General features: G+C 65.1%; 18 protein-coding genes. 10 read left to right on the plus strand and 8 right to left on the minus strand.

The genetic code is table 11. The features are described 5' to 3' along the window. Position 1: 1 nt before the first annotated feature. On the minus strand, positions 2–1,174 hold the full coding sequence (locus ICJ04_RS13815) for an efflux RND transporter periplasmic adaptor subunit (protein WP_188324790.1): 1,173 nt from the start codon (positions 1,172–1,174) through the stop codon (positions 2–4). Between the two features lie 225 nt (positions 1,175–1,399). Between ICJ04_RS13815 and ICJ04_RS13820 the strand changes: the two genes are divergently transcribed. The 5 genes from ICJ04_RS13820 to ICJ04_RS13840 all read left to right on the plus strand — a co-directional run bounded on the left by ICJ04_RS13820 (position 1,400) and on the right by ICJ04_RS13840 (position 5,824). Continuing rightward, positions 1,400–2,083 (plus strand): response regulator transcription factor, encoded by a 684-nt coding sequence (locus ICJ04_RS13820; RefSeq protein WP_188327346.1) that lies wholly within the window; start codon positions 1,400–1,402, stop codon positions 2,081–2,083. Next, the gene (locus ICJ04_RS13825; protein WP_188324791.1) at positions 2,061–3,446 is read left to right on the plus strand and encodes an ATP-binding protein; all 1,386 of its coding nucleotides are present in this window, start codon (positions 2,061–2,063) and stop codon (positions 3,444–3,446) included. The genes ICJ04_RS13820 and ICJ04_RS13825 overlap by 23 nt, the downstream gene beginning before the upstream one ends. Positions 3,447–3,606: 160 nt before the next feature. Further along, positions 3,607–4,746 carry a PepSY-associated TM helix domain-containing protein gene (locus tag ICJ04_RS13830; protein ID WP_188324792.1) on the plus strand — a complete coding sequence of 380 codons (1,140 nt, stop codon included), beginning with the start codon at positions 3,607–3,609 and terminating at the stop codon, positions 4,744–4,746. Further along, on the plus strand, positions 4,743–4,907 hold the full coding sequence (locus tag ICJ04_RS13835) for a hypothetical protein (RefSeq protein ID WP_188324793.1): 165 nt from the start codon (positions 4,743–4,745) through the stop codon (positions 4,905–4,907). The genes ICJ04_RS13830 and ICJ04_RS13835 overlap by 4 nt, the downstream gene beginning before the upstream one ends. Positions 4,908–5,008: 101 nt before the next feature. Continuing rightward, a complete protein-coding gene (locus ICJ04_RS13840; protein ID WP_188324794.1) occupies positions 5,009–5,824 on the plus strand; it encodes a sugar phosphate isomerase/epimerase family protein in 816 nt (271 codons plus the stop codon). Between the two features lie 4 nt (positions 5,825–5,828). Here ICJ04_RS13840 and ICJ04_RS13845 read toward each other — a convergent pair whose 3' ends face one another. From ICJ04_RS13845 to ICJ04_RS13875, 7 genes are all read right to left on the minus strand, one after another. Next, positions 5,829–6,560 carry a class I SAM-dependent methyltransferase gene (locus ICJ04_RS13845; RefSeq protein ID WP_188324795.1) on the minus strand — a complete coding sequence of 244 codons (732 nt, stop codon included), beginning with the start codon at positions 6,558–6,560 and terminating at the stop codon, positions 5,829–5,831. 95 nt (positions 6,561–6,655) lie between these two features. Continuing rightward, complete coding sequence (locus tag ICJ04_RS13850) at positions 6,656–7,552, minus strand: LysR substrate-binding domain-containing protein (protein ID WP_188324796.1); 897 nt, start codon at positions 7,550–7,552, stop codon at positions 6,656–6,658. A 43-nt stretch (positions 7,553–7,595) separates the two neighbouring features. After that, positions 7,596–8,483 (minus strand): SDR family oxidoreductase, encoded by an 888-nt coding sequence (locus tag ICJ04_RS13855; RefSeq protein WP_188324797.1) that lies wholly within the window; start codon positions 8,481–8,483, stop codon positions 7,596–7,598. An 86-nt stretch (positions 8,484–8,569) separates the two neighbouring features. Further along, entirely contained in the window at positions 8,570–10,336 is a 1,767-nt protein-coding gene (locus tag ICJ04_RS13860) for a methyl-accepting chemotaxis protein (protein ID WP_188324798.1), read from the minus strand. A 226-nt stretch (positions 10,337–10,562) separates the two neighbouring features. Beyond that, positions 10,563–11,549 (minus strand): MDR family oxidoreductase, encoded by a 987-nt coding sequence (locus ICJ04_RS13865; RefSeq protein WP_188324799.1) that lies wholly within the window; start codon positions 11,547–11,549, stop codon positions 10,563–10,565. Positions 11,550–11,672: 123 nt separating this feature from the next. After that, positions 11,673–12,059 carry a hypothetical protein gene (locus tag ICJ04_RS13870; RefSeq protein WP_188324800.1) on the minus strand — a complete coding sequence of 129 codons (387 nt, stop codon included), beginning with the start codon at positions 12,057–12,059 and terminating at the stop codon, positions 11,673–11,675. Between the two features lie 75 nt (positions 12,060–12,134). Then, complete coding sequence (locus ICJ04_RS13875) at positions 12,135–13,043, minus strand: LysR family transcriptional regulator (protein WP_188324801.1); 909 nt, start codon at positions 13,041–13,043, stop codon at positions 12,135–12,137. Positions 13,044–13,318: 275 nt separating this feature from the next. On the opposite strand from ICJ04_RS13875, the gene ICJ04_RS13880 reads away from it, so the two are divergent. From ICJ04_RS13880 to ICJ04_RS13900, 5 genes are all read left to right on the plus strand, one after another. Beyond that, a complete protein-coding gene (locus ICJ04_RS13880) occupies positions 13,319–13,957 on the plus strand; it encodes a carboxymuconolactone decarboxylase family protein (protein ID WP_188324802.1) in 639 nt (212 codons plus the stop codon). 32 nt (positions 13,958–13,989) lie between these two features. Then, complete coding sequence (locus ICJ04_RS13885) at positions 13,990–14,718, plus strand: antibiotic biosynthesis monooxygenase (protein ID WP_188324803.1); 729 nt, start codon at positions 13,990–13,992, stop codon at positions 14,716–14,718. Between the two features lie 149 nt (positions 14,719–14,867). Beyond that, positions 14,868–16,490: a PQQ-dependent sugar dehydrogenase gene (locus ICJ04_RS13890; protein ID WP_188324804.1), complete on the plus strand. Its 1,623-nt coding sequence runs from the start codon at positions 14,868–14,870 to the stop codon at positions 16,488–16,490. A gap of 71 nt (positions 16,491–16,561) precedes the next feature. After that, positions 16,562–17,152, plus strand: coding sequence for a DUF1349 domain-containing protein (locus ICJ04_RS13895; protein ID WP_188324805.1), 591 nt, complete (start codon positions 16,562–16,564; stop codon positions 17,150–17,152). Between the two features lie 122 nt (positions 17,153–17,274). Beyond that, entirely contained in the window at positions 17,275–18,363 is a 1,089-nt protein-coding gene (locus ICJ04_RS13900; RefSeq protein ID WP_188324806.1) for a DUF5694 domain-containing protein, read from the plus strand. The last annotated feature ends 103 nt before the right edge of the window (positions 18,364–18,466 follow it).

Below are 18,466 nucleotides of genomic sequence, written 5' to 3' on the forward strand. Positions count from 1 at the left end.
GTCAGCCCTTCTTCGCTGCGGTGTCGGCGGGTGCCACGGCAACCTTGGCACCGTCCTTGGCGTCCGTCACCGCCACCTTCGCCCCATCCACGAGACCTTGCCGGCCGCCGATGACGATGCGCTCCCCGGCCTTCAGGCCATCGGCCACCAGCCATTGGTCGCCGACCGCGCGCAGGGTGCGGAATTCCCGCTGGCGCACTACGTCGTCGGCATCCACGACCCAGGCAAGCGCGTTGCCACGCGGACTGCGATCGACCACGGACTGCGGCACCAGCACTGCCTGCTGGCGCGTGCCCTGCCCGACCATCGCACGCACGTACATGCCCGGCAGCAGTTGCCCGTCCGGGTTCGGGAAGGTCGCCCGCAGGGTGATGCTGCCGGTGTCCTGGTCCACGTCCAGATCGGCAAACTCCAGCGTGCCCTGCAGCGGGTACGCGCTGCCGTCGGACAGCTTCAATGTCACCGGCGTCGCCGATGCCTGCACGCCGCCCTCGGCAATGGCACGGCGCAGCGCCAGGAAATCATTGCTGGACTGGGTGATATCCACATTCATCGGATCCACCTGCTGGATCTTCGCCAGCGGCTCGGCCTGGCCGGAAGTCACCAGCGCGCCCGGAGTGAAAAGCGCCCGGCCCACCCGTCCGCTGATCGGTGCGGACACCGCGGCGAACCGTAGATTGGTCTGCGCGGTCTGCAGGGCCGCATTGGCCCCATCCACCGCCGCGTCGGCCTGCTTGGCCGTGGCGATCGCATCGTCCACCGCCTGTTGCGAGGTCAGCTGCTCCTGGCCCAGCGCCTGCAACCGCCCGGCGCGCAGGCGCTCGGTCACGGCCGTGGCCTGCGCCGTGCGCAGGTTCGCCGCCGCCTCGTTCAACGCCGCCTGGTACAGCGACGGGTCGATCTGGAACAACGGATCACCTGCGTGGACGGTAGCCCCCTCTTCGAACAGCCGCTTCAGCAACACACCGGAAACCTGCGGGCGTACATCCGATTCTTCGAAGGCAACTGTTCGTCCCGGCAGCTCCTGGTCCAATGCGACGGGCCGGGCCTGCAGGGTCATCACCGATACGTCGCGCGGCGCGGCAGCGGGGGCGGCCTCTTTCTGCGTGCACCCGTTGAGAACAAAGCAAAGGGTGGCGGCGAGGACCAGCCTGCCGAAACATGGGGAGACCATCGGATATTTTCCTGCGGGGGAAGGAAATCGGGGAGTTTTCGGACGAATCCGATGCGATGCGTCGTGTGCCACGTCACAGCGGTGTCGCCCATGCCGCATCCTGCGTGCGGCGAATATAGAAGAAAACCCCTGCACGGACGTGTGGAAACTAAATGAAACTTTCTTCATTTGCAGCAGACGCCTGCGGTTGCGAGGATGCACTGTCCCCTGAACCCGGCTACGGCCATGCCGCGCGTACTGACCATTGAGGATGACGCCGTGACGGCCGAGGAGATTGCGACAGAACTGCGTAGCCGCGGGTTCATCGTGGACGTGGCCGATGACGGCATCAAGGGACTGGAATGTGCCCAAAGCGGCCGCTATGACGCGATCACCCTGGATCGCATGCTGCCGGGACTGGATGGACTGGCGTTGGTCGCCCGCTTGCGCCATCAGGGCATCAGCACGCCCGTGCTGATGATCAGCGCGCTGTCCGACGTGGATGAGCGGGTGCGCGGTCTGCGGGCCGGCGGTGACGATTACCTGACCAAGCCGTTTGCTTCCGACGAAATGTCGGCGCGCATCGAGGTGCTGTTACGCCGCCATGCCCAGGTGCCCCTCGCCGACAGCGTGCTGCGGGCCGGTGACCTTGAGCTGGACCTGATGGCGCGCTGTGCACGCCGCGGTGGACAGGAAATCAGCCTGCTGCCGACGGAATTCAAACTGCTGGAGTTTCTGATGCGAAACACCGGTCAGGTGTTGAGCCGCACCATGCTGTTCCAGGAAGTGTGGGGGTATCACTTCGATCCGGGCACCAATCTGATCGAGGTCCATATCGGCCGCCTGCGTCGCCGCATCGACCAGCCCGACCGGACGCAACCGATCAAGACCGTACGAGGAACCGGCTATGTCTTCGACGCGGCTCACTGAAGGCTGGCGCTCGTCCAGCAGCCGCCTGCTGGGGCTGTACTGCCTGTTGTTCATCGCATGGTCCAGCGTTCTGCTGGGCGTGATGTACTGGCGGGTGTCTGATTATCTGGACGGACTGGCCGAATCCGCCCTCCTGCAGCGTGCCCACCTGTTCCAGCGTTTTCAGGGGCAGATGCTGGACGAGGCGTTGAGTGACAGCCTGCGCTACGACATCCATGGCACCTACGCTTACGGTGTTTTCACACCACAGGGCGAGCATCTGGCCGGCCCCCTGTTGGCGCTTCCGCACGGCATCGAGGCCAACCAGCCATCACGCGAGGTGCCGGGCTGGCTGCTGGCCGATGGCCTGCGCACCGACGCCGGTCGCGCACTGGCCGTCACCACGCAGGACGATCGGGTGCTGGCGCTGGTGCGGCAGAGTGGCAAGCTGACTGCGGTGAACAGCATCATCCTCGACGCGCTCTGGTGGGGCGTATCGCTCACCGTCATACCGGGCCTGGCCGGCTGGCATTTCCTCCGGCGGAGACCGTTGAAGCGTATCCAGCAGATAGAGGGCGCCACCAACCGGATCATGGCCGGCGACCTTGCACAACGACTGCCGGTGTCGGATCGACGCGATGAGATTGATCGCCTGTCCAGCATCGTCAATGCCATGCTCGAACGCATCGAGCAGTTGATGACCGAAGTCAAAGGCGTCTGTGACAGCATCGCGCATGACCTGCGCACTCCGCTGACACGGCTGCGCGCCCACCTGTACCGCACGCGGGTGGACATGGGCGACGACAATCCGCAGACGGAGCAGATCGACAAGGCATTGGCGGAAACCGATCTGCTGATGGCCCGCTTCAGTGCGTTGCTGCGCGTGTCCGAACTGGAAAGCGGACAGCGTCGCTCAGCGTTCGAAGAAATGGACGTGCGGGGGTTGCTGGAAGAACTGCATGCGTTTTACCTGCCGCTGGCGGATGAGAAACAGCAGGCCTTGGTGCTGGAGATCGAGCAGGGTGTCGGCAGCCTGCGCGGCGACCGCGAACTGCTGTTCGAAGCCTTGGCCAACCTGATGTCCAATGCCATCCGGTTCACGCCCGAGAACGGCCGCGTCGTGCTGCGCGCGGTAGATGACAACGGGGCACCGCGCATCGACATCCTAGATACCGGGCCCGGTATCGCGCGAGAAGACCGGGAGCTGGTGTTCCAGCGCTTCTATCGCGGCCAGGATCCGGCAGGGCGTGCGGAGGGGTTTGGCTTGGGCCTGTCCATCGTGGCCGCCATCGCCGGACTGCATGGCTTCCGACTGCGTGCCGGTCGCGCAGCCGGAGGGGGTGCTTGGCTCAGTCTTCGCTGCGCACCCGAAGCGCTGGCCTGACGGGTGTGGGGCGCACAGGCGGTCAATCCGACTGACCCTGTTCAACGCGCCGATACTGCGAATCATTTGTATTCACATATCCGCATCTGGATAATCCGACGTTTCGCCGCGTCCCTGTCGCTGCGCCACCTCCAGCCATCGCCCGAGGCTTTCTGCTTCCATGCAACGTTCCGCCATCAAAGCCTGGTTCGTCGTCCATAAATGGACAAGCCTGGTCTGCACGCTGTTCCTGCTGCTGCTCTGCCTGACCGGCCTGCCCCTCATCTTCGGCCATGAGATCGGGCACCTCACCGGCGCTGACCCCGAGATTCCCGCGGCCCCTGCCGATGCACGGATCCGCAACCTGGATGCGCAGGTTCAGACCGCCCTGCAGCACTTTCCCGGCAACGTGCCCCTGTTCGTCGGCTGGGACCCCGATGCACCGCTGATGTACGTCAATACCGGTGCGCGCAGCGACACGCCCGCGCCGCAGATGCAGACCGTGCTGCTGAACACCGTCAGCGGCGAACAGGTCCCCGCACCGCAGTTCAACGAAGGCGTGATGTACTTCCTGTACCGCCTGCACACGGACCTGTTCCTTGGGCTGCCGGGGTTGTTGTTCATGGGCGCGATGGGGCTGCTGTTCGTCGTCGCCATCGTGTCCGGGCTGGTGCTCTACGGCCCCTTCATGCGCAAGCAGCGCTTCGGCACGCTGCGCACGGGCCGCAGCCGCCGTCTTGCCTGGCTCGACCTGCACAACGTGATCGGCATCGTCACCCTCGGCTGGGCGCTGGTCGTCGGCCTTACCGGTGCCATCAACACGCTGGCCAAGCCCTTGGAGCAGGCCTGGCAGACGCAGCAACTGGGCGAGTTCGCTGCACGCTACGCCGGCCAGCCCAAGCCGACGCAGCTCGCGTCGCTGCAGGCCGCAGTAGACACCGCGCGCGCAGCCGAGCCGGACATGCGCCCGGCGTTCGTCAGCTTCCCCGGTACCGGCTACAGCGGTGACCACCACTATGGCGTGTTCATGCAGGGCGATTCACCGGTGACCGAGCGGTTGTATCGGCCCGTATTGATCGACGCGCAGACCGGCGCCCTGACGGCACAGCCGCAGTTGCCCACCTACATGACCGTGCTGCTGCTGAGCCAGCCGCTGCACTTCGGCGACTACGGCAAGCTGCCGCTGAAGATCCTGTGGGCGCTGATGGACCTGCTGACCATCGCCGTGCTGATCAGCGGCCTGTACCTCTGGTTCAAGCGCGGAAGCACTGCCACGCGCGTAGCGGAGATCGAGCGTGCGCAGACCCAGGAGGTTGCATGAAGAGTCCTTTCATCGCACCTGCATGGATCACGCTGGCCAGCCTCATCGGGCTGGTCAGCGCGCTGCTCGGCGACGGCCTGTTCGACCTTGTGTCCTGGGTCATCTTCAGTGGCCTGATCGCGTTGTTCGTGCGGGCCTGGATCAAACGCGACCGTCGCTGATCGGCGTGCGCGGTCGGCGATCGGCCTTCGTCGATTGCCGGCTCTGGATGGCGCATGCCACGTCGACACCTCCTGCATCCCAGCGTCGGTACCCTCGCCAGATGCGGCTCACCACCTCCCCTCGTTTCCTCAACACCGTGCTGCTTGGCGGCGGCACCTCGCAGAAGCTCGCCGCCGCAGCGTCCGCCGGGTTCGATCAGGTTGAAATATGGCGCCAGGATGTAGAGCCGACGTCGGCCGCTGCGGTGCGTTCCGCGCTGCAGGACACCGGGATGGGACTTACCGACGTCCAGGTGCTCCTCGATTTTGACGGTGCACCCGACCCGCATCGCCGTGATAAACGCCACGAGGCCATCAGCCTGTTGGATCTGGCGGCTGCATTGGGGGCCCGGACGGTGCTGGTGCCCGCCTCCACCGACACGCGCTGCATCGGCGATCGCGTCGGGCCGGATCTGCGCTGGCTGTGCGCGGAAGCGGCATCACGAGGACTGCGCATCGCATATGAGGGGATGGCGTGGAGTGTGCTCAACTCCACGCTTCCCGCCGTCTGGCGCCAGGTACAGGCGGTGGACGCTGACAATCTCGACATCGTCATCGACGCGTTCCATCTGTTTGCCGCAGGCCGCAGCGTCGACGACCTGCACGGCATTCCGGCGCACCGCATCGCGCTAGTGCAACTGAGTGACGTGCAGCAGCAGCCCCTGCCCGGCCACATGATCGACACCGCCCGCCATGCGCGTTGCCTGCCGGGTGAAGGCATCTGGCCACTTCCCGAACTGCTGGATGCGCTGCAGGACATGGGCTATTCCGGCCCGGTGGGCCTGGAAGTATTCAGCGATGCGTTGAAGGCAGAGGATGTCTGCACGTTGGCACAGCGCGCGATGGATGCACTCGACCGGGTGTTGTCCCGGCGTTGATGCGTCAACGTTCGCACACCAGGTTCACCGACATGCAGTTGTGCACGTAGCCCTCCCAATAGCCGGCAGGACGGCCGCGGATATCCGCTTCCAACAGATGCGGTTCATGCCAGCTGACAGCACGGAACCCCGCTGACCGGATCGCATGCTCATAGTGTTCTCTCGCCCACCGGTAGTTGGTGATCCGCGCCGGGGGCGAGCCAGGGAACTCGAACACCAGCCGTGCACCCTCCCGCCACGGCACCTCCTCGATCGCCTTCACCCCATAAGCAGAATAGTTGCCAAGCGCCATCCGGAATTCCGGATTGAGCGTCTGCACCACCAGCCTGCCGCCACGCTTCACGTGCGGGATCACCGATTCGAACATCTGCTGCAGCGCGTGCAGCGACTGCGCGTAGTTGAACAGATAGGCCGCCAGCACGATGTCGTGCTCCGCCGTTGCGGGCATTGCGGTCACATCATTCACCTCGAAGGTCATGTCGTCACCGCGGTCCGCGGAAAGCGCGCGGGCGTAGTCGATCATGCCTTGTGATAGATCTACCCCGTGCGCGCGGCCGGCACCGTGGCGAAGAAACTCGCGTCCGTAATAGCCGGACCCACAGGCGAGATCCAGCACCGACCTGCCCTCGATCTCGCCCGCCAACTGCAGCATGGTGCGCATCTCGATGGGACGGGTGGGCGAGGAGCTGGCGTAGGCCACGTACTGATCCACCATGTTGTCGTAGTGCGCGGTCATCACATCATCCTTTGAGTGTCCGGAACGTGTGATCAGACGCTAGCGACGAAGCATTCGCCCTTGAAGAGTCATATGCGTCGCCCGCGCGCTGGATGTCAGCCGTTGGCCACCATGCGACCGTCTGCCGCGTGCAGGAAGGCCTGCAGCGCCGGCGCATCGTTCAGCACAGTGGTGCAGAAGCACAGATCGAACGTGGTCACCGGCGCCGACAAGGGAACATAGGCGATCTCGGCGGCGCGGAAGCCCATCATGCTGGCCGGGATGATCGCAATCCCGGTTTCCACTGCCACCAGCGAAAGTACGGCGTGCATGCCGTGCGCCTCCTGCACGACATTGGGTATGAAGCCTGCAGCACTGCACTGCTGCATCACGTGCGCGTGGAAACCCTCCCCTTCGGCCGCCGGCCAGCCGACAAACTCCTCACTGGCAAGGTCGGCCACCTGCAATGAGGCGCGGGTGGCGAGTGGATGATCGCGGGGCAGTGCGATCGCCAACGTGTCGCTGTCGAACGCGTGCAGCCGCAGATCTGCGGAAGAGGGAAGCGGCGGGATAAGGATGCCGACATCGATCTGTCCTTGGCGCAGCATCGTCTGTTGCTGGAATGAGGTCGCCTCGCGCAGCTCCAGGCGCACGCCCGGATGGCTTCGCCGGAAGCATCGGATCCGCTGCGGCAGGCTGCCGTACAGCGCACTGCCGACATACGCCACGCGCACCACGCCGGTGCGCCCCGCTGCCGCTTCGCGGGTCGCAGCGAGAGCATGGTCGGCCTGCTGCAAGGTGCGTCGTGCTTCGACGAGCAGCACTTTCCCGGCAGCCGTAAGCCCAAGTGTCCTGTGTCCGCGCAACACCAGCATGGCACCCAAGTGCTCTTCGAGGCGGCGGACCGCGGCGGTGAGGGGTGGCTGGGACATGTGCAGGCGCGCCGCGGCACGATGGAAGTGCAGCTCTTCTGCCACGGCCACGAACTGGCGCAGCAGACGGAGATCGATCATGGCGGTCGCCTTGCAGACAAGGCACTCAGGGTAGCAGCAGCGCTCAGCCGGAATGCGTCGAGCGCGACTCGGTGTTGGTCAACGCGATGCGTGACCACGCGGCATTGAATCCTTCAACCGTGTCGACCGCGACCGCCTTCAGATCGCGCGGATAATCCACGCCGGCCGCTTCGCCTGCGCGCGTGGCATGGAACTGCCCGTTGCTTGCACGCAGGATCCAGCCGCCTTCCGTGCAACGGGTGGACACCAGCCACGCAACGCCCGTTGCCACCGCATCGGGATGCAGCTCATCAGGCTCGCCCTGGTGCCCCCACATGCGTGTCTTCGCTACCGGCGATATCGCGTTGACCACGATGTTGTCCGCACCCCCTTCGGCGGCCAGCACGTTGACCAGTCCGACAGCGGCCATCTTTGCCATCGCATAGCTGATCAGCCCCTGCTGCACATGCTGCGGATACAACGCCCGATCAGAGGTCGTCACCACGATGCGCCCTCCTCCATTGGCGCGCATGCTTGGCCATGCCGCCTGAGCCAACCACAGCGGCGCCTTGGCCGCGATAAGCAGCGTGTGCTCCAGCTGCGCTTCGTCTACGTCCTGCACCGGCTGGTAGGCCACCCAGCCCGCGTTGTGGATCAGGAAGTCCAGGCGCCCGTGCTGCTGCAGCACGTCGTCGACCAGTGCGTGGCACTGCGCGCGCGTGTTGATGGGCAGGCAGTGACTGCTGACCGTGCGACCTTGCGCCTGCAACTGCTCCGCTGCGCGGGAGATGCGGGTCGCATCGAGGCCTCTGCCATCGGTATCGGCACCTACATCGTGCATCGCGACCGTTGCGCCACGACCCGCCAGCAAACGCGCGTAAGCGAGCCCAAGGCCGCCTGCGGCGCCGGTGATGAGGCCAACCTGGCCTTGGAAAGAAACAGGGGTATGCATGCGTCCAGCCTGAACGACCGGATGAACAACGGCCAATACCGTTGTCTGCCAGCAGTGATACCCAACACGTATCAACGCTGCCCGCGCTAGCGGGACAATGCCTCGGTGCGGAACGCGGCCACGGTGCCCAGCAGCTGCGTTGCCTGTTCTTCCATGCTGCGCGCGGCCGCGGATGCCTCCTCGACCAGGGCCGCGTTCTGCTGGGTTCCCTCGTCGATGTGATCCACCGCCTGGTTGATCTGCACGATGCTTTCGCTCTGGTGTTGAGCGGCCGCGCTGATGCCGCGGATCAGATCGTTGACCCGCCGCACGCTCTGGACGATGTCGTCCATCGTGCGCTCTGCCCCCTGCGCCAGCGTGCTGCCGGCGCCGACCTTGCCGACCGAATCGCTGATGATCTGTTTGATCTCGCTGGCGGCGGTAGCCGACCGCTGCGACAACGACCGGATCTCCGATGCAACCACGGCGAATCCACGCCCGTGCTCGCCAGCACGCGCCGCTTCTACTGCAGCATTCAATGCCAGGATATTGGTCTGGAACGCGATGCCGTCGATCACGCCGATGATGTCGCCGATGCGATGCGAAGACGCCGCGATCAGCGACATGGTCGAGACCACGTCATGCACAGCTTGACCGCCCTGTTCGGCCACCCGCACCGTCGCGCCGGCCAACTCGCTGGCCTGCTGTGCGCTGTCTGCGGTCTGCCGCACGGCCGCGGTCAGGCCCTGCATCGATACGGCGGTTTCCTCCAGCGACGCTGCCTGCTGCTCGGTTCGCCGTGCCAGGTCATCGTTGCCTTCCGCGATCTCGCCTGCGCCCATCGCGACCGCATCCGCGGACGCCTTGATCCGCCCGATCATGCCGGCTATCGACTCCACCAGCAGGTTGATCCCTTGGCAAAGCTCGCCGATCGCGCCGCGCTTGCCGTTGAGGTCGATGCGGCGACTCAGGTCACCGCCCTGCGCGGCAGCGACCACGTCCCGCGTCTGGTCCACCGCCTGCTGCAGTGCCTGTGACTCCATCACCTGCGCCGTGATATCGCTTGCGTACTTGACCACCTTGAACGGCCGCCCATCCATGTCATGGATCGGGTTGTACGAGGCCTGGATCCACACCTCACGGCCGCCCTTGCCAAACCGACGATAGCGTCCCGCATCGTATTCGCCGCGCCCGAGTTTCTCCCAGAACTGGCGGTATTCGGCACTCTGGGCATAAACGGGGTCGGCGAACATGGAATGATGTTTGCCGCGTATCTCATCGAGCGAGTAGCCCGTGGTCTCCAGGAAGTTCTCGTTGGCGGTCTCGATACGCCCGTCCAGGCTGAACTCGATGACCGCCTGCGATTTGTTGATCGCGGCAAGCTGGCCCGCGACATCTGCGGCACGTTGCCGTTCTTCCGTGATGTCAGTGGCGAACTTCACCACTTTGCAGGGCGCGCCCTTGCTGTCGAAGACCGGGTTGTAGGACGCCTGGATCCATATTTCACGCCCGCCTTTGCCCACCCGCCTGTACTGACCCGTATCGACGTCGCCACGGCCCAGCTTCTCCCAGAAGGCTTTGTACGCTGCACTGCGCGCCTGCTCCGGCTCCATGAACATGGAATGGTGCCGGCCCTGGATCTCTTCCATCGTGTAGCCGAGGGTCGCCAGCACGTTGGCGTTGGCTTTCAGCACGGTGCCATCCAACCCGAACTCGATGACCGCCTGTACCCGGTGCAGTGCATCGACCTGCGCCTGCAGGTCCTGGTCCCTGCGCGCCGCCGCGTCCGCCGCCGCGTGCCGGGTGGCGGACGGTCGAAACAGAAAGGCAGAGAGGCGTGCGGGTACCCGGGTACCGACAGATGGGCTGGGCATTGCAGGGTCCTCGGGTCCAACAGGCTGAAGGGCTGGGCCGTGCAGATACACGGCAGGGCGACGCGGTGGCGTGGGGACGAACGAAGGCCGCAGCAGGGAGAGCAGAATGCTGCGAAGTTTGTAACGGCAGTTCGCAGATTACCTTGAGGATTAACTTTGAGACCCCGGTCACGATTATCGAGATATCCGAGAAATCAGTTTCTCACTGCATGCCCTGTTCCGCCCCTTACGCGTTGACGTCGACCACCGTGCGGCCCTGCACGCGCCCTTGCAACACGTCCGCCGCCAGTCCGGGAACGTCCGCCAGGCCGATCATCCGGGTGGTGCGGGCAAGCTTGTGCAGGTCCAGATCCGTGGCCAGTCGCGCCCAGGCCTGCTCGCGCGCGGCGTACGGCGCATTGACCGAGTCGATGCCAGCCAAGGTCACATTGCGCAGGATGAAGGGCAACACCGAACCTGGTAGATCCGCCCCCTGCGCCAGCCCGAACGCCGCCACGACGCCGCGATAGCGGATCTGGGCCAGCACATTGGCAAGCGTATGGCTGCCAACGGCATCAATGGCGCCGGCCCAGCGCTCCTTCGCGATGGGCGCTCCCGGCGCCGACAGCGTGGCGCGGTCGATGATCTCAGCGGCACCGAGTTCCTTCAGATACTCCGCTTCCTGCAGGCGCCCTGTCGACGCCACGACGCGATAACCGAGCCGGGACAACAGCGCGATCGCGATGGACCCGGCCCCGCCATTCGCCCCCGTCACCAGCACGTCGCCGTGGTCGGGCGTCAATCCACCGTGTTCCAGCGCCAGCACGGACAGCATCGCCGTATAGCCGGCCGTTCCGATCGCCATCGCATCCTGCGTGGAAAATGCCTCGGGGACCTTGACCAACCATTCCCCGGGTACGCGCGCTTTCTGTGAAAAACCGCCATGGTGGGTCTGGCTCAATCCCCAGCCGTTGACCAGTACGCGGTCACCCGCCGAGAAACCGGCATGGCCGGAGCTCTCCACGATGCCCGCCAGGTCGATGCCGGGAATCAACGGGAACTTACGGATCACCGGGGACCGTCCACTCAGGGCCAGCGCATCTTTGTAATTGACCGTCGAATACTCCACGGCAACGGTGACGTCACCGGGCATCAGGTCGTGGTCCTGTAGATCGACGATTTCAGTGTTGATGGTGTCGTTGTGTTGGCTGGCAAGCAGCGCTCTGAAACGCATGGGGATCTCCGGAGATGTGGGACCAGACGAGAGGGCGACTGCCCGCTGGACTGAGCAGAAACGACGGGATTCGCCTGGCCGGCACGTACAGTACGCCCACCCCAGAGCGTGCAGTGCGCGGCGTTATCCCCCTGTTACCGCGTCGTCCCATTGCGCGAGATGCAGCAGCACGCCCGCCGGGTCCCACACGTAGGTCACCACCGCCCCGTAAGGCTCAGCCCTCGGCGGCGCGACCCTTGCCTTGGGAAACGCGCCGGTAGCCAAGACATCCCGCACCGCAGTGAAACAAGCCGAAGCGTCCTCGACCGACACGTGGAGCATGGTGTTCTCGGCCCATTCCTTGGCGTAGTGTCCCTGCACGTAGAAACGCGATTCGCCTAGCCTGAACAGCACCAGGTCCGCACTGGACCACTCCAACACGCACCCCAACGCGGTGTAGAACGCCTGCGATATCGCGAAATCCTGTGCAGGAAGGAAGGTGCGCACGTCACGTGCCTGAAGGTTGATCATGTTTCGCCTCATCTGGCTTTAACCAATGATTGGTAGCGTCGAGCGTTGCTCGGCGAGCGTAGCGGAATCTTCACCTCAAGCGCCAAGCGACTCTGCATTCCACCGGAGCGCATCAACCAGCAGCGTGAATGCCAACGAGTTCTGGCGACGGCTCGGGAAGTAGAGGTGGAATCCGGGAAACGGCGGACACCAGTCACCCATTGCACGCACCAGTCGCTTGGTCTCAAGCGCCTCCGCCACGATCAGGTCGGGCACGCAGGCCAGACCGCGGCCCTGCAACGCGGCCTGCACGATCAGGCGGACGCTGCTCAGGGTCAACCGACCCGCTACCTGCACGTTCACGCTGCGGCCCGCTCTCTCGAACTCCCACGCATACAGCCCGCCCTGCGTCAGCAGCCGCATGTTGATGCAATCGTGCGCGGTGAGATCCTGTGGGGCGCGTGGCACGCCGTGCCGCCTGAAGTACCCCGGCGTGCCCACCACCGCCATGCGCAGCGGCGGTGTGATGGGCACCGCAATCATGTCCTTGGCCACCTGCTCGCCCAGCCGCACGCCGGCATCAAAGCCCTCGGCCACGATGTCGGTCAGGCCGGACTGGTCTGCGATCTCCACCTCGATGTCGGGGTACGCGTCCATCAGGGCCGCCACTTTGGGCCACAACACGAGCTCGCTGGCAGGGTCGCTGCTGTTGATCCGCAGTCGGCCACTGGGTCTGTCACGCAGCTCACCCAGATCGTGGATCGCCGTGTCTATGCTCGCGAAATGCGGTCCCACCTGCGCCAGCAGTCGCACGCCTGCCTCGGTCGGGGTGACGCTGCGGGTGGTGCGGGTCAGCAGGCGGATGCCCAACCGCTGCTCAAGCATGCGCACCGTGTAGCTCAACGCCGCCTGCGAAACACCCAGCTGGGCTGCCGCACGGGTAAAGCTGCGCTCTTGGGCCACCACCATCAGCGCCCGTAGGTCGTTGTAGTGCTCGCGCCGCATGATCGCCCCATTGATAAGCTGTGTTTATGACTCTATTCGTCGCCAGCCGGTTTATCCAGATAAAGAAGCGGGGCACCCTAGGCCTGCGGTGATCTGCAGGGAATGCGCTGAATGCACGGAATGCACTGGTGGAGCCGACTTCAGTCGGCCGCATTGGCGAAGGCAGCCGACTGAAGTCGGCCCTACCGGCGGAGCTGCAGCCGACTGAAGTCGGCTCTACCAGGGCGAAGGCAGCCGCCAGAAGACCGACCCCGCCCCCTTCCACGGATGACACCATGAGCACCCAGCATGTACTTTCCCCCCGCCAAAAGGCCATCCTGCCCATCGCCGCGTTCACCATGGCCGGTGATCTGCAACGGCTGGACGATGCACTTCGAACCGGCCTGGAGGCAGGACTGACCATCAATGAGATCAAAGAGATCCTTGGCCAGCTGTATACCTATGCAGGCTTCCCGCGCGCCTTGAATGCGCTCGGCACCTTCATGAAGGTGGTCGATGAGCGCAAGGCACAGGGCATCACCGACGTGGAGGGAGATGCACCCGGCCCCCTGCCGGCCCCTGAGCGCATGCTGGAGGTGGGCACTGCGAACCAGACCACGCTGTCGAGCCAACCGGTCACCGGTCCGCTGTTCGCGTTCTCGCCGCAGATTGACCGGTACCTCAAGGAACACCTGTTCGGCGCGGTCTTCGCCCGCGACAATCTCCCTTGGCGCGACCGGGAGCTTGCCACCGTTGCGGCACTGTCCGCCCTCGCGGGCGCGGAATCACAGGTGCAGTCGCACATGCGCATAAGCCGCAACGTGGGACTCAGCGAAGTGCAGTTGCAGGGTGTAGTTGATGCACTCCGCGAAGAGGTCGGTACCGATGCTGCAGCGCGTGCCGACAGCGCACGCCGGCAGAGCCTGGCCGACTAGATGTCTTGCCCTCCAATAAACGGAATATCGTCATGATGGGATGGAATGCGCTGATGCTCGCGTCACTGGCTTTTGCTGCCGGCGACGCTGCTGCCCAGCCTGTGGTGCGGTTGTTCGAGCTGCAGACCGATCCGCTGCAGCAGGACGCCTTCGACGCCGCGGGCAGGCAGAACATGGCCGCATCGCTCGCCTCGGAGCCGGGCGTACTGGCGATCCACACGGCAGCCGACAGTCGTCAGCCGGGGATGGTCTACGTGTTTGAGATTTATGCGGACACGCAGGCCTATCAAGCTCACCTGGCGACGTCCCATTACGCGGATTTCCTCGGTCAGACGCAGCGACTGATCTCAAAGACAACGGTCGTCGACACCACACCGGTTTTCCTGGCGGAGAAGCCGGAACCGCTCTCCGTCATGACGCGCGGCAAAACACCCGAGGTCCGGATCGTAGAGGTCACCGTCAAGCGATCCGATCTGGCAGCATTCCGCCAGATCGTCACCGCAGAGATGCGCGAATCCATGGCTGTCGAGGCCGGCGTGCTTGCGATGTATGCGGTCACCCGCACGGATCATCCGGAGAAGTGGATTTTCTTCGAAATCTACGCCGATGCTGACGCCTACGCTGCACACAGGAAGACGCCGCACTTCAGCGCGTATCTGCAGCAGACCGGCGCGATGCTGGTAGAGAAGGGACACAAGGACGTCAGCGCCATCGCACTGAAGAACCGCGGCGGCTTGATGTACGACGTGCCTGGCGATTAGCACGCCGCCGAGCATGGCTCGGCGCTACCGGTCGCCTGGAACTTACAAGACCCTGCCTGCGGCGTCCGTCAGCCGTGCAGACGCCCCTCGCCCCCTAGAATGGGGGCAGACGGCAATGCCGATCCTGAAAGAGGAACGACAGGTTGAAGATGAAGCACTACCTCCCCCACATCGCCGCATTGCTGGCTGCCGCCATCGCGACCGGTGTTGTGGCCAGCATCGTGCAGACGCAGCTCGTCTTCAATGAGTTGTCGGGCTTCGGCATTCCCCTGCCTGCGGCTCTGCGGGCGTGGACCACGCTGGAAGACCTGGCGATGTTCGGCCCGGTCATGACCGGCATTGCGTTCGCTGCCCTGCTGCCTGCCATCGTGGTGGCGCAGCGGATCATGCGCATCACCCCCGCTGCATGGCGGAACGGCGTGTTCGCTGCCGCCTCTCTGGCCGGTGTGTGGGTGGCGTTCTGGATGATGCGTTCGGTGATTCCCATGCCGGCCCTGCCCGGAACGCGTGGTCCACTCGGCCATATCCTGATGTCACTGGCAGGCGGGGTCGGCGGTGTGTTGTACGCCACGATGAGCGCGCCGGGGCGTGCCACAGCGCAGGCGACCGCACCGGGGTGGCCGTGGCGCCATGGTGTGCTGGCCGCCGTGCTGCTGTTGGTACCTGCCCTGCTGTTCTTCACCACCGTGCGGCTTGCCGGCGACAGGCCGGTCGACACGCCTGCTGCGAGCTACCAGGTGCAGACGGTCACCAGCGGCTTGAACCGCCCCTGGTCTCTCGCGTTCCTGCCCGATGGCCGCGTGCTGGTGACGGAGATGGGCGGACGGCTGCTGGCCATCGCCGCCGATGGCACCCGTTCGGAGATTGCGTTGGACGGATTGGCCCCGATCTTCCGGCAGGGCGGCACCGCCGGCCTGATGGACATCGCGTTGGACCCGCAGTTCGACCAGAACGGCTGGCTGTACCTGACGATGGGCTACGGCGTGGCGTCGGCCAATGGCACACGCGTGGTACGTGCACGCCTTGCCGACGACAGGATCGAGGAGGTCCGCGTCCTGTTCGATACAACGCCAAAAGCGAGTGCCGGCAACAACGGCGGCCGCATCGCGTTTCTTGCCGATGGCACGCTGGTGCTGACGGTCGGTGACGGCAGCGCGCGGCGTGAGGAAGCACAGAATCCCGCCAACCACCTGGGCGCCGTGATCCGGATCGACCGCGAAGGCCGCCCGCCCGCCGATAATCCCTTCATCGGCCAGCCCGGTACCGCGCCGGAACTCTACAGCCTCGGCCATCGCAATGCGCAGGGGATCGCCGTCGACCCCACCACCGGCGATCTACTGCTTTCAGAGCACGGTCCCCGCGGCGGCGATGAGATCAACTGCATCGTGGCGGGCGGCAACTACGGCTGGCCGCTCGTCACGGGTGGCATCGACTATCCCTTCGCCCGCGTGACGCCCTTCCGCCGCCTGCAGGGTTACCAGGATCCGATGCTCGAATGGACACCGTCGATTGCGCCAGCGGGCCTTGCGGTCTACGACGGAGACCTGTTTCCGGCGTGGCGCGGCAATCTGCTCGTGCCTGCACTGAAGGAACGCGCGGTGCGGCGTGTGCTGCGCGATGGCCGTCGCATCGTGGGACAGGAGCTGCTGCTGGCTGACCTCGATGAGCGCATACGCGATGTCAAGGTCGCTCCTGATGGGTCGATCCATGTGCTCACCGATGGGGTCGAGGGAAAGCTGCTGCGGCTGACGCCGCGCGCTGGCGGCGTGTGAGTCGCCCCCTCACCCCGCTGCACAGATGACCGCATAAACCGACCGCTTAACGAGAGACGACGAGCACCCACATGCATTACCCAACACTGCAGCACGGCATCTGGCACAACGCGCCGGCAGAACACCCGCTTGATGCGGACGGCCAGCTTCAGGTCGTCACCGCACCGGGCACCGATTTCTGGCGCGAAACCCACTACGGATTCACCCATGACAACGGTCACTTCCTTGCGGTGAAGGCCCCGGCTCGCTTCACCTGCCAGCTGCGTGTACGCGGTGACTACCAGGAACTCTACGATCAGGCCGGCATCATGGTGCGCGTGGACGAGCAGCATTGGATCAAAGCCGGCGTCGAACTCAGCGACGGACGGGCCATGCTCAGCAGCGTCCGCACCGATGGTGTATCCGACTGGGCAACGGCGCCCTACCCGGGCGACCCCACGGACTTCTGGATGCGCGCCACCGTAGACGCCGGCGTGCTGCGGCTGCAGGTTTCTGCGGACGGCACACACTGGCCCCTGGTTCGACTCTGCCCGATGCCCATTGCCGCGCATTACCAGGTGGGTCCGATGGCGTGCAGCCCGAAACGCGGGGGCCTGCGTGTCACGTTCTCGGACTGGACGCTGGGACCTGCTTCAGGAAAAGATCTACACGACCTGTCCTGACGGCATGCCGGCGATGCGGCAAACAGCGGGATGGTTGCAATGACCAAAGGGGCTTTCGTCCACGCTCCGTGTCGCCCAGCATCGGCCACAGGCAAGGCATCAGCCTTTGCAGAGGAAGCAGCATGATCAGGCGCATCGGCGGTATTTTCATCCTTGGACTGTGCAGCGCCACCGCACTGGCGGCCAGCCCCGGCTATCAGCCCGACTTCCACCCAGAGACCTTGAAGGGTCCGCCAGCGGGCCGCGCCAATGAGGTGCTGGTGCTCGGCTCGCCCCACTTGTCCGGGCTGCCGGACACCTTCACCTCTGCCCAGCTGGAGCCCCTGATGGAGCGGCTGACGGCGTGGAAGCCGGACGCCATCGCAGTGGAGGCGGTATCCGGCCTGCAGTGCGATTACATGCGGCGCTTCCCGTCCCGCTACGTCGACAGCATCGACAGTTACTGCCCGGATACCGGCCCTGCGCAGATCGCTGCCGGCCTGGACGTGCCTGCGGCGAACGCCGAAGCCGAGCGGCTGTTGGCCAGCCTGCCCGCCGCGCCCACCTCCGCACAGCGACGCCGACTGGCCCTGGTGCTGCTGGCGGCCGGCGAACGCAATTCCGCCATCGTGCAATGGCTGCGTCTTCCCCCGCCGCAGCGCATCACGGCCGACGGCCTGACCGGTGATCTGGTCGCCTACCTGGACAAACGCCTGCAACGGCGCGACGAGTCGATTCTTATCGCCGCTACGCTGGCTGCCAAGCTTGGCCTGGAGCGCGTGTGGGCCGTTGACGACCACACCGCCGATTCGGCCACACCGAAGGCGTTGGAGAAGGCCTCCGGCGAAGCCATCATGAAGGCATGGGACAACCCGTATACCAAGGCGCGCTCTGACGCCGACGATGCGCTGCATGCCAACCTCGGCAAGCCCGGCGGCCTGCTGGCGATCTATCGCGCGTACAACGCGCCGGAAGCGGCCCTGCAGACTTATCGCAGTGACTTCGGCGCCGCGCTGATCGAGCCGTCATCGCAGGGTTTCGGGCGCAACTACGTTGGCTACTGGGAAACCCGCAACCTGCGCATGGTGGCCAACATCCGTGATGTGCTGGGGCACGCGCCCGGCACGCGCCTGCTGGCCATCGTCGGCGCATCGCACAAGCCGTACTACGAGGCGTACCTCAACCTGATGCACGATGTGCAGCTGGTGGATGCCGAGAACGTGCTGCGCTGAGCCCGCGCGATGGCCCGTCCATCGCCAGCGCGCTGACTCCTGAGTATCACTCAACAGTTCATCCAGATCAGCCCCCCTTATCGGAGGCGGTGGAGCAGGAGAT

The organism is Stenotrophomonas sp. 169 (genome assembly GCF_014621775.1).
In the GTDB taxonomy this organism is placed as follows: domain Bacteria; phylum Pseudomonadota; class Gammaproteobacteria; order Xanthomonadales; family Xanthomonadaceae; genus Stenotrophomonas.

Coding starts and splice junctions, on each gene's coding strand:
- ICJ04_RS13815 (WP_188324790.1), bottom strand. CDS start 1,174: ATGGTCTCCCCATGTTTCGGCAGGCTGGTCCTCGCCGCCACCCTTTGC.
- ICJ04_RS13820 (WP_188327346.1), top strand. CDS start 1,400: ATGCCGCGCGTACTGACCATTGAGGATGACGCCGTGACGGCCGAGGAG.
- ICJ04_RS13825 (WP_188324791.1), top strand. CDS start 2,061: ATGTCTTCGACGCGGCTCACTGAAGGCTGGCGCTCGTCCAGCAGCCGC.
- ICJ04_RS13830 (WP_188324792.1), top strand. CDS start 3,607: ATGCAACGTTCCGCCATCAAAGCCTGGTTCGTCGTCCATAAATGGACA.
- ICJ04_RS13835 (WP_188324793.1), top strand. CDS start 4,743: ATGAAGAGTCCTTTCATCGCACCTGCATGGATCACGCTGGCCAGCCTC.
- ICJ04_RS13840 (WP_188324794.1), top strand. CDS start 5,009: ATGCGGCTCACCACCTCCCCTCGTTTCCTCAACACCGTGCTGCTTGGC.
- ICJ04_RS13845 (WP_188324795.1), bottom strand. CDS start 6,560: ATGACCGCGCACTACGACAACATGGTGGATCAGTACGTGGCCTACGCC.
- ICJ04_RS13850 (WP_188324796.1), bottom strand. CDS start 7,552: ATGATCGATCTCCGTCTGCTGCGCCAGTTCGTGGCCGTGGCAGAAGAG.
- ICJ04_RS13855 (WP_188324797.1), bottom strand. CDS start 8,483: ATGCATACCCCTGTTTCTTTCCAAGGCCAGGTTGGCCTCATCACCGGC.
- ICJ04_RS13860 (WP_188324798.1), bottom strand. CDS start 10,336: ATGCCCAGCCCATCTGTCGGTACCCGGGTACCCGCACGCCTCTCTGCC.
- ICJ04_RS13865 (WP_188324799.1), bottom strand. CDS start 11,549: ATGCGTTTCAGAGCGCTGCTTGCCAGCCAACACAACGACACCATCAAC.
- ICJ04_RS13870 (WP_188324800.1), bottom strand. CDS start 12,059: ATGATCAACCTTCAGGCACGTGACGTGCGCACCTTCCTTCCTGCACAG.
- ICJ04_RS13875 (WP_188324801.1), bottom strand. CDS start 13,043: ATGCGGCGCGAGCACTACAACGACCTACGGGCGCTGATGGTGGTGGCC.
- ICJ04_RS13880 (WP_188324802.1), top strand. CDS start 13,319: ATGAGCACCCAGCATGTACTTTCCCCCCGCCAAAAGGCCATCCTGCCC.
- ICJ04_RS13885 (WP_188324803.1), top strand. CDS start 13,990: ATGATGGGATGGAATGCGCTGATGCTCGCGTCACTGGCTTTTGCTGCC.
- ICJ04_RS13890 (WP_188324804.1), top strand. CDS start 14,868: ATGAAGCACTACCTCCCCCACATCGCCGCATTGCTGGCTGCCGCCATC.
- ICJ04_RS13895 (WP_188324805.1), top strand. CDS start 16,562: ATGCATTACCCAACACTGCAGCACGGCATCTGGCACAACGCGCCGGCA.
- ICJ04_RS13900 (WP_188324806.1), top strand. CDS start 17,275: ATGATCAGGCGCATCGGCGGTATTTTCATCCTTGGACTGTGCAGCGCC.